The organism is Marinomonas fungiae, from assembly GCF_001418205.1.
GTDB lineage: Bacteria > Pseudomonadota > Gammaproteobacteria > Pseudomonadales > Marinomonadaceae > Marinomonas > Marinomonas fungiae.
Genome location: NZ_LIQF01000005.1, coordinates 261,113 through 273,818 on the forward strand (window position 1 = coordinate 261,113; position 12,706 = coordinate 273,818).

The 12,706-nt window shown below is 45.3% G+C and carries 11 protein-coding genes; 6 read left to right on the forward strand and 5 right to left on the reverse strand.

All coding sequences use genetic code 11. From position 1 onward, the window contains the following. Window positions 1-96: 96 nt before the first annotated feature. Window positions 97-2,031, reverse strand: coding sequence for an FAD-dependent monooxygenase (locus tag ASC49_RS10025; protein ID WP_055463106.1), 1,935 nt, complete (start codon window positions 2,029-2,031; stop codon window positions 97-99). 215 nt (window positions 2,032-2,246) lie between these two features. Here ASC49_RS10025 and ASC49_RS10030 point away from each other — a divergent pair, with 215 nt between their 5' ends. From ASC49_RS10030 to hpaR, 4 genes are all read left to right on the forward strand, one after another. Further along, window positions 2,247-3,416: a p-hydroxyphenylacetate 3-hydroxylase oxygenase component gene (locus tag ASC49_RS10030; RefSeq protein ID WP_055463107.1), complete on the forward strand. Its 1,170-nt coding sequence runs from the start codon at window positions 2,247-2,249 to the stop codon at window positions 3,414-3,416. A gap of 70 nt (window positions 3,417-3,486) precedes the next feature. After that, a complete protein-coding gene (locus ASC49_RS10035; RefSeq protein WP_055463108.1) occupies window positions 3,487-4,398 on the forward strand; it encodes a p-hydroxyphenylacetate 3-hydroxylase reductase component in 912 nt (303 codons plus the stop codon). 92 nt (window positions 4,399-4,490) lie between these two features. Next, window positions 4,491-5,648, forward strand: coding sequence for an MFS transporter (locus tag ASC49_RS10040; protein ID WP_055463109.1), 1,158 nt, complete (start codon window positions 4,491-4,493; stop codon window positions 5,646-5,648). 76 nt (window positions 5,649-5,724) lie between these two features. Beyond that, window positions 5,725-6,156 carry a homoprotocatechuate degradation operon regulator HpaR gene (hpaR, locus tag ASC49_RS10045; RefSeq protein WP_055463110.1) on the forward strand — a complete coding sequence of 144 codons (432 nt, stop codon included), beginning with the start codon at window positions 5,725-5,727 and terminating at the stop codon, window positions 6,154-6,156. Window positions 6,157-6,300: 144 nt separating this feature from the next. Here the strand turns inward: hpaR and ASC49_RS10050 are convergent, their stop codons facing one another. Genes ASC49_RS10050 through ASC49_RS10060 form a run of 3 tightly spaced genes read right to left on the reverse strand, consistent with a single transcriptional unit; the run spans window position 6,301 to window position 9,256 of the window. After that, window positions 6,301-7,593, reverse strand: coding sequence for an NAD(P)/FAD-dependent oxidoreductase (locus ASC49_RS10050; protein ID WP_055463111.1), 1,293 nt, complete (start codon window positions 7,591-7,593; stop codon window positions 6,301-6,303). A 54-nt stretch (window positions 7,594-7,647) separates the two neighbouring features. Further along, window positions 7,648-8,070: a RidA family protein gene (locus ASC49_RS10055; RefSeq protein WP_055463112.1), complete on the reverse strand. Its 423-nt coding sequence runs from the start codon at window positions 8,068-8,070 to the stop codon at window positions 7,648-7,650. A gap of 46 nt (window positions 8,071-8,116) precedes the next feature. Then, complete coding sequence (locus ASC49_RS10060; protein WP_055463113.1) at window positions 8,117-9,256, reverse strand: tyramine oxidase subunit B; 1,140 nt, start codon at window positions 9,254-9,256, stop codon at window positions 8,117-8,119. A 142-nt stretch (window positions 9,257-9,398) separates the two neighbouring features. Here ASC49_RS10060 and ASC49_RS10065 point away from each other — a divergent pair, with 142 nt between their 5' ends. Further along, entirely contained in the window at window positions 9,399-10,265 is an 867-nt protein-coding gene (locus ASC49_RS10065; protein WP_141656826.1) for a helix-turn-helix domain-containing protein, read from the forward strand. A 53-nt stretch (window positions 10,266-10,318) separates the two neighbouring features. Next, a complete protein-coding gene (locus tag ASC49_RS10070; RefSeq protein WP_055463115.1) occupies window positions 10,319-11,326 on the forward strand; it encodes an MsnO8 family LLM class oxidoreductase in 1,008 nt (335 codons plus the stop codon). A 328-nt stretch (window positions 11,327-11,654) separates the two neighbouring features. On the opposite strand, the gene ASC49_RS10075 is transcribed toward ASC49_RS10070, so the two are convergent. Then, a complete protein-coding gene (locus tag ASC49_RS10075) occupies window positions 11,655-12,233 on the reverse strand; it encodes a methyl-accepting chemotaxis protein (protein WP_141656831.1) in 579 nt (192 codons plus the stop codon). Between the last annotated feature and the right edge of the window lie 473 nt (window positions 12,234-12,706).

Genomic DNA, 12,706 nt, shown 5'->3' on the forward strand with positions numbered 1-12,706 from the left:
ATTACACTTGCGCGCTAGCATCCTCTATGTCCCTTTGGGGACATTTTTGAAAGCGCAGCAGCTAGCGCCCGAAAATTGCTTTCCGGGCCGCTTCGACTAGTTCTGTTGAATCATGAAATGATTAAAGAATTCTGCCAGTTCAAGATGGGCTGTTATTGGTAAGATCGCGGCAATGTGTTGATCAGGACGAACGACTACCACACACCCATCCGTTCGATTGACGCCTCGAAGGTCATAAACATCATTGCCAGGTTGGGATTGATACACTTTCTCGTAGTCACGTAGGCCGTATTTACCTTTGCCAGGCCAAAGGTAAGGATGAAGCTCGTGAATTGACAAATCTTGTTGTTGGAAAACCGTATAAGTATCAATGACGGAATCAATGTCGGCATCTTTTGGCGTGAATTTGATAACTGGAGAGGAGATGTCATGGGCCAAAAAATCAATCAGCTTATAGATTTCAGAAGACGTATCAATTGGGCTCTGCTCACCGCCAAAGATAAACAGACGCCAGCGACCATCCGCTTTAACTAAATGCCCTAGATGCTCAATACGTCCATCTGCGGTACGTTGCGCTTCGACAGAATGGAAGCGTTGTCCGATTTTGAACCCCGAAGCCAACTCTTGATGCTGCTGTCCAGTACAAATGTAAGAAGGAAAATACTCAATCGCAGTGCCTGAGACAAAGCCACTTTGACGCTTCATGAAAGCTTCAATTTTAGCTGTGTCGACTTTAGCTTGTTTGGAATCATCACCCGCATCAGGACGCGTCGCCACCAGTTTAGACAACTCACGATCGGCATCAATAAGTTGTTGTGCCACCTTGCGGCGCTCGGTCTCATAGGTATGCAAAAGCTTCGGATCACTTTTTCTCTGAAGCACAGACGCCAGCTTCCAACCAAGATTAAAGGTATCTGGCAAAGAGGTATTCAGCCCCCAGCCCCCTTTCGGACTGTGAGTATGGCACGCATCACCCGCAACAAAGCCTCGTGGAATGATGTCTTCAGAGCTGCCAACAGGTCGATTATCAAAACGTTCAGCAATTCGCTGACCTACTTCGTAGATCGACCACCAAGCAACTTCTTTCACATCCAATGTATACGGATGAAAAATTTTCTGCGCTTTGGCAATCAAATCTTTCTCTGTCATCTTTACATCGCTGGCACGCTTATCTTTGTCCAATAGATCCAACTCAACGTAGAAGCGACATAGATAGCCACCCTCACGAGGTATGGTCATGACGGCTCCGTGGTCTTTGGACTGAATAAAGCTCTTTACACGGATATCAGGGAAGTCCGTATTAAGCAGGATATCCATAACACCCCATGCTTTGTTAGCGGAATCACCTTGCAACTCAATTCCCATGCTTTTACGTACCCGACTGCGGCCACCATCACAGCCAACCACATAGCGTGCCTTCACAGTTTCCGTCTTGCCATTTCCAGCGGCATCCGTCCGTTTGAACACTGCGGTAATCGGATACGCCTGAAGATCTTGAGTCAGCGCGTCGTCAATTGATAAGTCAATCAACTCGCGACTGTAGTGAGGCTCAAGCTGCGTAATGGAATTGCGCATACCATCGATAAGTAGCTCATGTAGACGAGCTTGGTTGACAATACCGTGGGTAAACTCAGACAGCCCCGCTCGGGCATCTGCAATTTTCTCAGTACGCTTAATGTTTTGAGGATTTTGTGCATCCGGCTCCCAGAAAGTATTCTGCTTCAATTGATAGGTCTCTTTTACGACCATCTCACTGCTATTGAAGGCTTCCATGATTTCTATTGTGCGGCACGAAATACCGTCTGCACGGCCGAAAAGCAGTGGACCTGGCGCCATATCTACGATGCAGGTTTTGATATCTTCGAACTCTGCCATTTGACGCGCCATCGTCAGTCCCGCAGGTCCGGTACCGACAATTAAAACATCCACATTCGTCGGTAAATCCGCTACAGGTGGGTTTGGATATGGCTTACGAGCTTTATCAGGTACTTGATAGTTTCCCGGCTTAAACCCGTTCAAATGATATTGCATTACATGTTCCTCTTTTCAAATTGGGACTGAATCCCTATATAAAAATTAATTAACATGTTAAATTAATGACTGTCAATGAATATCAACTAACGGTTAACGAGATACTTAATTTTCTAGAAAAGTCCTAGTGATTAGCTCGAATTGGCCATTTATCTCAATTGGAGCATTTCTAATAATGTGCTCAATCTGAATGAATAAAAATAAGAGGTTGTGTCATGAAGCGTCCTAATCCATTACTTGAAGATCTTAAGTCTGTCCTTCCTGAGATTGCCAAAAACGCATCTCACGCGGAAGATTTAAGAAAAGTCCCAACAGAAAATATCGAACTATTGAAAAAGATCGGTTTGCACAAAGCTTTTTTACCTAAAGCCTACGGCGGCTATGAAATTTCGCTACCAGAGTTCTGTGACTGCATCGCTGCACTGGCCGGCGCTTGTTGCAGCACCGCTTGGGCCTTTAGTTTGCTTTGTACTCACAACCATCAAATGGCGATGTTTTCAAAAGAGCTTCAAGAGGATGTATGGGGAAACAATCCTGATGCGACCGCTAGCAGTAGCATTGCCCCGTTTGGTAAATACGAAGAAGCGGAAGGCGGTATCAAGTTCACCGGCAATATGATGTGGAGCAGTGGCTGTGATCACGCTGAATGGGCCATTGTCGGCTTCCTACGTGACAACAGTGAAGGTGCTAAAGACTACTGCTTCGCCGTGATTCCTCGCTCTGACTACAGCATCCAAGATGATTGGCACTCGTTGGCTATGAAAGGCTCAGGTACCAAGACTCTGGTAATCGAAGACGCCTTTGTCCCTGAACATCGTATTCAAAAAGCAAAAGATATGATGGAAGGGAAATCTGCTGGTTTTGGCCTATACCCTGACAGCAAAGTTTTCTACGCGCCTTACCGCCCTTACTTTGCTTCTGGCTTTGCATCCATGGCATTAGGTGTGGCTGAGCGCATGCTTGAAGTGTTTAAAGACGTTACCTCTAAACGTGTACGTGCTTACACAGGCGCTAAAGTCAATGCCGCAACCCCTGCCCTGATGCGTTTAGCGGAGTCAACTCATCAGGTCAATGCTGCCCGCGCTTTCATGGAAAAAACATGGGACGAGCACCGTGAGTTCGCTGAAGCGCACCGTTACCCGAATCGTGAAGAGCTGGCTTACTGGCGCACCAATCAAGCTTATGCCGTAAAAATGTGTATTGAAGCCGTCGACCGTTTGTTCAACGCGATCGGTGCAACACAATGGATGCTGGATAAAGAAGCACAGCGCTTATTCCGTGATTGCCATATGTGTGGCGCTCATGCTTACACCGACTACGATGTCTGCGCCCAGATCCTAGGCCGAGAAATCATGGGGCTTGAGCCTGATCCATCACTGCTTTAAGCGCTATGGCTACGAGGGCCTTCATTGATCGCTCTCGTTCTCTTCTAAAAATTAAAAGAGCACTCAGATTATGAACTTCGATCCAAAAGAATTCCGCCGTTGTCTTGGCAACTTCGCCACTGGCGTGACCGTTATCACCGCTCAATCTGAAGACGGTACCAAAGTCGGCGTCACTGCCAACAGTTTTAACTCAGTCTCCCTTGATCCACCATTGGTGCTATGGAGCATTATCAAAGAGTCTGGCAGTTACCCCGTGTTTGAAAAAGCGAGCCACTTTGCCGTCAATATTCTGGCCGCTGATCAAATTGATGTTTCAAATCATTTCGCCCGTCGAACCGAAGATAAATTCGCTGAAGCGGAGTTTACTTTGGGAGCAGGTAGTGCCCCCTTGCTGGCCAATACGGCGGCCAATTTTCAGTGCGAAAACTACCAAATCGTAGACGGTGGCGACCACTGGATTATGATCGGTAAAGTGGTGGCTTTTGAAAATCATAGCCGCAGTCCATTATTGTATGTTCAAGGTAACTATGCTGGTGCGATTCCATTTACAGGGACACAGTCTAGTGACCCTGTCGCGTCACCTTCTACTTTGGAACGCCTGCATAACAGTGCCATTTATCTGATGAATAAGGTGCTGCAAAAAATTCAAGAGAACTATCTACCTAAACAATCTGCGGCAGGCTTAAGCACCAGCGAAGCGCGTTTGCTACTGGTACTGAGTGACACATCAAACACCACTCTTGAAGACTTAAAACACCTAGTCACCATTCCTGAGGAAGATGTGGCGGCGGGGGTTGAAAGCTTACAGCAATTTGGCTTTATTAATGCTGATTTTTCTTTAACGCCAAAAGGCCAAGAGATGGCCGATAGGCTCTGGGATATTTCACAAAAGCAAACCGACCAAGTGTTTGAAGAGTTCACGGATGAAGAATATGAAGTCTTTAAGCAGCAACTTCAGATGCTGCTTAGACAGCTTTGCTGATGTAAACATCCACTTTTTGAGTTAATACATTCAAAGGCCAAGGGGAATTTTCCTCTTGGCCTTTCGTGCTTTCAGATTAAAAGAGATAAACCGTGAATAAGACCCTTAGCACGCTCATCTTAATGTCGATGGCCAGCCCGCTGGCACTGAACATGATCATTCCCCTGCTGCCCAATTTGGCGCAGCACTTTCAAGTCAGTCATAGCTTAATACAGATGAGCGTATCGCTTTATTTGATTGCACTCGCTGTGGGACAACTGTCGGTAGGCGTTATGATCAATGCTCTAGGTCAATCTAAAACCATTCTGATTGGACTGTCCCTTTTCTTGATTGGAGGAATGTTGATTTGGCAGGATTTAAATATATACATTCTGCTGGTTAGTCGAGTTCTACAAGGTTTAGGAGGTGCGATTTTAATCTCTAATGCCCGTTCATTATTGGTGCTGACGTTTGGTAAAGAGCAAAGCTCACATATGATGGGCTATATTGTCATGGCAATCGCTCTAGCACAAAGTATTGCCCCCCTCCTAGGAAGTTACCTCAGCACCTATTTTGGATGGCCGAGCATTGGGCTCCTATCCGCGGTTCAGGCTTTTATCCTCATCCTAGCGTTCAAGAAAGTAATACAAGGCCATATTAAACCAACAACTCGACTTGGCTTAACAGAGACCCTCATTCAGTACCGTGAATTACTGCAAAACACGCAATTTCGGACGTATACCGGTGCCAATACGCTCATCGCCTGCTGCTTTTATATTTTCGTTGCCAGCGCCCCTTATTTAATTCCCGATACATCACATAGCCCTGAGTTATTTGGTTATTGGTTTATTTGTATTTCTGCCAGTTTTCTAGTGGGCGGCTTTTGCAGCACTCGGTTAAATAAAATCTGGAGTGTTAATAAGACCATTAATGCTGGCAATGTAATGTGTGTAATGGGCGCTATTTTGCTTTTACTCACCCAGCTCATTTTCCCTGCATCCTATGCGATGCTGTTTCTCCCCATGTCTTTAGTCACCTTTGGACGAGGCATCAGCCAGCCATCCTACCAATCTGCAGGCGTGGGCGCACTGGCGAATCAGACCACAACCGCAGCAGGCTTGATGGGCTTTTTACAGCTTTCTATGGGCGCGCTGATTTCTCAACTTGCCCCATGGCTCATTACGTTTCATAGCAGCTTATTCGCAGCCTGTATACTGGCTTTCTGTGCCGCGGCCGCCATCTGGCACTTCTGCGTTTACAAAACGCTTTAGCCAACCGCATAACTATGAATACCAACCACTTACCTTTAAACTATTACGATACTTTTTAATTAAGCCCAATTAACGCATGAAGAAACTTGAAGACTCTTTAACCCTACAGCTACTCCGAGCCCGTGAGTCAGCGATGACTTTTTTTAGACCGGTACTACAGCAAGCAGGCTTTACTGAACAACAATGGCGGGTTTTACGTGTACTAAATGACCATAAAGAGTTGGAAGCGAAACAGCTAGCTCATCTTTGCTGTATTTTGAGCCCTAGTCTGACTCGCATTATCAAAAGTTTTGTAGAAGATGGCATGATCATTCGCATTCGCTCCCACGAGGATCAACGCATCACTTTGCTCTCTTTATCTGACAAAGCCAAAAAACTTGTTTCAGAATTTCGCCCAGATGTGGACGCGGGATATAAACAGCTGATCGATCAATTAGGTGAGAAAAAATTAAAAGAGTTAAGCTCATTATTAGACGAAGTCATAAAACTTTCTCCTCCAAATAAATAAAAAAGCGCAACCAAAAGGTTGCGCAAAAAAGGGCAGAACTCATAATTAATTCAATCATTAAGTGATGATCGAGAATCATCACTTATCAGTCTAACGGTATGATTGAACACTCTAAATAGCTCTTTGGGGACATTTTACGTCTAGTTAAAATCGATCAAATTTATAAGGAGTAGGATCGATAATAGGCTTCACATCCATCACAATGTCCGCTGCTAATTGACCCGCTGCGGGCCCTGTGCCAAACCCATGTCCAGAGAAGCCGGTAGCGATTGTTAAGCCAGGAATACTGCGAATACGATCAATCACAGGATTAGAATCTGGTGTCACATCAATCACGCCAGCCCATGCCTCTTCGATGGTTGCTCGTTCAAACGCAGGCCACGCCTTACTTAAGTTATTCAATGCATCCTGATTGAGCCCATGGTTAACGGGTGGATTATTCACCCGAACTTTTTCCATAGGACTTACCGCTCCCGCTTGCCATTTACGTCCCAAAGCTAGATCTTTAAAGAACGTTGAACCAAATGATACTTTCAAAAAGCTACGCTGGTGTTTTAGCTGCTCTAAATATTTATGTCCTATTAATAGATGATCCAATGTCACGGGTGCATCGAGCTTACCGCGTTGAGTAATTATGTAACCGCCACCTTGATGCTTTCGAAATGAAAAATCTGGTCCACCAACCGCAATATCCGTTGGGCCGTCCATCGGCGCAGTACGCAATACAGAACACACTAACGGCAAAGTGGGTAATGAAATTCCGTGATTACCAAGGAATCGACGAGACCAAGCTCCGCCCGCAAGCAGTACTTGCTCACAGCGAATTTCGCCTTTTTCCGTTAACACGCCACTGATTTTACCTGCTGTCGTCACCAATGATCGTACCGCGCAGTGTTGTACAATCGTAGCCCCTTTTTGGATGGCCGCTTTAGCCATAGCGGGCACGGCAAGATGAGGCTCAGCTTTACCATCGGTTGGGGTATACAACCCACCTTTCCACTGCCCTACACCGCCAGGCACCAACTTATCAATTTCCTTTTGAGATAACATTTTCGAGCCTAAAGATAATGACTCAACAGACTTGAGCCACGACTCGTGCATTCCTAATAATTCATCCGTTTGAGAAAGGAACATAATGCCAGATTGCTTATAGCCTACATCGCTTCCAACCCGCTCTGCCATTTGCGACCAAAGCTGGTCCGCAGCTAAGGCTAGGGGGACATCCTCAGGATGACGGCTGGTTTTACGAATCCAACCTAAGTTCCTTGAGGATTGCTCGCCAGCAATATGGCCCTTCTCAAGTAAAACCACAGAAATATTTTTCTCTGCCAGCGCAAGAGCCGCTGAAACACCTGCGATACCACCACCAATTACTACAACCGATGCTGAGCTAGGTAGCTCGTCCTGCGTTGCCAAACGCTCAAGTGTAATCGTCATACCATTCCTCCATAAAGGTTGAACCAGCTTATCAATTCAACCTTTAGCCGTTAATTACTGGGCAATAGTGATGGTTTCCACGTCTGCTTCAGCGGCACCACGGTAAGCGGTCACTTCTAGCTCCACCTTGTAAACCGTTGAACCTAAAGGTGGACAGGTTACCGTGGTGGTTGGATCCACGCCGCGGAATTTAGTCCCAATGAAGGCCATCACTTTTTCAGTATCCGCAGGATCCTGAATGAACACGCGTGACACAACGACGTCTTTTAGGCTAGAGCCAACCGCCACTAGTGCGCGCTCAATGTTTTCAAAGACTTGTGCCGTTTGTTCAATCACGTCTTCAGGAATTTCTTTGGTATCAGGGTTACGGCCCGCTGTGTTAGATACGTAAATCCAGTTATCAACCGCAACAACACGAGAGTAGCTAGCGATTTCTTCAAATTTTGAGCCAGTTTTTACTTTAATAATTTTAGCCATGGGTATGCCTTTATCTGTTAAGAGTTAATTCAAATACAATGGGAAGTTAAGCAAGTGCTGGGGTATTCCAAAGGTTTAGCGGTACACCAATGCCTTTCTCAACTGCATTACGGTAAATCACAGTCGCCCAAGCGACGTCCTCAACTGGCATACCACCGACTGACATGATGATGATTTCCTCATCATTTTTACGTGCTGGCGTATCACCAGAGACAATCGCGCCTAGATCTTCCAGATCTGATTCAGCCATTAGCTTGGCATCAATCATGTCCATAAAGCGCATACCCACTAGAGGAATGTGATTGTGAGCAGGTTTTGGCACTTCTTCGTACCAAGCTTTGTATAGACCAATACTGTCCATGACTTTACGAACATTATCGCTGCTCATACCATCATCTAGGCTGCAGCTCGCTGGCATCGCTAAGAACGCTCCAGGTTTCACCCACTCGTGTTTCACCATCGGGTAAAGAGAAGGATCTCCGACCTCGCCTGAATTACAGAACGACACTAGGTCAGAGTCACGAACCACCGCTTCAATGGAATCAACCACTTGAATATTTTTTAACTGCGGGTAAGTCTCTTTCACCCAAGCCACAAAGTTATCTAGGTTTTTCTGGCCACGGCCTTTGATTTTGATGGTATCGATATTAGGACGCACAGCCATAAAAGAAGCGATGGTTGTCTTACCCATTACACCAGGCCCCAGTAGACCAATCACTTTGGCATCTTTGCGAGCTAAATGTCTTGCGCCCACACCAGGAATAGCACCAGTACGGTAGGCAGAAAGCAGGTTTGCCGACATCATCGCCAAGGGGGCACTGGTTTCGATGTCGTTCAAGATCATCATCAGAATAGAACGAGGTAAGCCACGCTCACGGTTAGCGATGTTTGAGCCATACCATTTAACGCCACAGGTCTGGAAGTCTCCACCAAGGTAAGCTGGCATAGCCATCAAGCGACGATCTGCCGTTGGTTTTGGCATGGTTGGAAATGGAGACTCCTCAGGAAAGGTAATCATTGCTCCATGAGAATCATTATTCGGCCCTGCCATTCGGTAGTCACCTTTATGCAGCAAAGCAAACATCTCTTCCATGGTATCCACACACTGCGCCATGTCCGTGACGCCAGCTTTGATCATGTCTTCTTCAGACAAGTAAATAAAATCAATCTTAGTATTCTCGGCCATGCCACACCTATACTTAACATGTTAATTTTTTTTAATTACATTTACTACAACTCATGGGAGTCGTACTATCATTTGAATACGTTAAAGAGTTTGGCATTAAAAATATTGAAGAAACGCGCCAAGTGCAGAAATAGCTGCACAGTTGAAAAGTAAGAAAACAAGAATTAAAAAGGCATCAGCAATGCGTACATTAGCAAAAGTATGTCAAGGAACGAGTGAGCAGCCGTGGTTTGTGCTCAATGCAATGAAGGGATTAACTCAATATAAGCCCCAATTAAAAGGCATTTCGCAAATTTATCGTTTTCAAGCGGGCGTCAGCTCGGATACGACGTTTGCGATTCCGGATGGCTGTATTGATATTATGTTTGATTGTACGGAAACCACGCCAAGCGCCAAAATCTGTGGCTCAACATTGCGAGCCCAAAATGCAAAGTTAAAATCTGGTCACGAATACCTTGGAGTACGCTTTACACCAGGTGCACTGCCAAGATACCTCAATATATCCGCGAAAGAATTGATCAGCCAACGGCTGAATTTATTTGATCTCGCCCATGATCGCGACCATCTTTTGGAAAAGCTCATTACCAACCAAAACTTTAACCACCAAGTTCAAATTATCCTGAAACACCTTGCACGAGAGGAATTTTCTAAACCCTCTCATAAAACCCAAGTTGCTTTGAATGCCATTAATGAATGCTCAGGCAACATTCAAATCAACGAATTGGAAACGATCACAGGCATAAGCAAACGAACCCTACAGCGTTTATTTAGAGAAGAACTAGGGATTTCACCCAAGGAATTTAGTCGGATCATTCGCTGCCAAAGCGCCGTGAACCAGATCAATCAACTGTCTGAAGTAACGTTTATCGAGCTTGCTCATAACCTCGGCTTTAGTGATCAACCCCATTTCATGCGTGAGTTTAAGAATCTCGTCAGCTCTACACCGTTCGCCTATCAACGTAAAATTCTAGAAAGCTCTTATGCTTCACGGATACAGCAAGTTAGCTAGACATGATAGAATATAGTTAACTTGTTAATCATATTCTATCTTTAGGAACAGAGATGTCCATCAGGCTATCAGTCGTTGACCAAACCCCCGTACACGGTTCCCATGATAAAAATGCAGCCCCTTCCCTTAGTGTAGAGCTTGCAAAATTATGCGATCAACTGGGTTATTACCGATATTGGGTTGCAGAGCACCACAACAGTATTCACTTTGCTAATCCTTGCCCAGAGATATTAGTCTCTCATCTTGCGAGTGTGACCGAGCGTATGCGTGTCGGCAGTGGCGGCGTGATGCTCTCTCATTACAGTCCATTGAAGGTTGCGGAATGTTTCTCGATGATGGCGACCTTGTTCCCAGACCGAATTGATTTAGGCATCGGTCGTGCCCCAGGTGGATCTGCGCTGACCTCGCAAGCGCTAGCCTACCCAAATGTACCGAACGCTGGCGATTATTATTCAGATAAAGCACAACAATTAAAAGGATTCATACATCAAACGCTACCAAAAGAGCACCCCTTTCATAGCATTAAAGTAATGTCTGATCATACCCCTCAGCCGCAATTATGGATGCTTGGCTCTAGTGGCGGAAGTGCTGAGTTAGCAGGTCAGTTAGGTTACAACCTTGCCTTAGCTCGTTTTATTGACCCCGATAACTGTCATCCTGCGATTTTTACTGGCTATCGAACAGCATTTGAAAAAGCAAATCACGGGTATTCAAGCCATACCATGTTGGCGATTGCGTGCATTTGTGCCGAGACAGAAGAGGAAGCCAAGCTACGTGCTGGCACAGCGGTGTACCGTAAGTTAGCAGCGCAAATGGGGCAGAGAGCTGACTTTCTAACGCCTGCTGAGGTTCAAGACCGCTACCGCCATCTACCTGTGTCATTGCAAAGTGCTTATGATCATATTCTCGCGGGGTATACCGTAGGCACCCCAGAACAATGCTGGGATGAGATCCACCGCTTATCAACTGAATTTGGTTGCCAGGAAATAGCAATGGTAACCGTTACTTACAGCCAAGCAGATCGTCTTGATAGCTATCGCTTAATTGGACAACTGCTTTAGAGCCCTCCTAGAACTCAGAACGTAAAAGACGCCCCTTCAGGCGCCTTCTACGCATAGGTTATTGGCTTTGAATACACTTAAATAGATATTGTTGTACCGCTTCTAAGCGTGATTCGACAGCGTTAATTGCGCGATTCATCCGCATATCAAGCTGTATCATGGCATCTATCTCATGAGCATCAAGTGTTTCAGCGTTTAATGACAGCTCATTAAGCTCTTCTAGATCTTTATTAATCGCTACAAAGTGGCTCTGGTTGCGATAGTTGAATTCGTTGTCTGAGCCTCGATGATACCAATCGTAGAACTTTGTTTGACTTAGACCTTCAGGCTAAGCGTTTTTATCATTTTCAGCTAACGCTATTAGCACTTTAGAACGCCATGCGTGCAATTCTAAAATTGAGGCTGCTGCGTGGGCATAGGCCATCGACTGGTATCCAGAGAGCATTAATTTATCAATACTAATTGAAGAAATTTCAAACGATTGCTCTAGTACTCTACTCGCTTCACGCAGTACAGTAGCGTCGCTACTAAGAGCCCCTATTTGGTTTAATACGGCCTGTGTACGCTCATCAATACGTTGCACTAGACTTGAAATATGATCGCTGGATTCTTTAGCTTTGGTGGCCAATGTTCGGACTTCGTCGGCAACCACCGCAAAGCCTCGGCCTTGCTCCCCTGCTCTTGCCGCTTCAATAGCTGCATTCAAAGCCAACAGGTTTGTTTGCTCGGAAATGCTTTGAATCGTATCTGTAAAGCTTTTAATTTCTGAAGAAATATCCTTAAGGGCCTTAACATTTTCGAGACTACTGTGACTTCGTTCAGAAATACCAGACATGCTGTGGGTCAGCTTTGCAATGTCCTGTTTGTTACTCTGAATATTGGTATTCGTACCTTCAGAAGCCGTCATGGGTTCAAACAATTGCTCTGATATATCATCTGCAAATTTCAAGGCACGAACAAACACCTCATGCTGGTTTTGTAACAGTTGAGTGTCTATTCTAGGTTCTGGCTTTTCTTGTTTGAGAGCAGAAGCTTGCTGCAGACTTTCGGTCAGCACAATCACTTTCTGTTCAAGTGATTGCTTCTCTTGTCGAGCCTGGTTCAGCTCTTGTTCTAAAGCTCTGATGCGTCTTTGACCAAACAAATTACTTCTCCTTAGGCTATTTCAATCGTAAGCAACATCAGCACTAGAAGTGCTGACATGGGTGTTCGTCCAGTCATTGAATTACTCAAAGCCAGACTCAAATAATCCGCGCTTTATATAAAATTACACCCAGTAACGTTTCGAACAATCTGTTCTATTCACCTCTCCTCACTGTGGAGACACAACTACTAACTCAGACATTCATATTAAAAAATAACGAAGATGAGCGGAGTCGA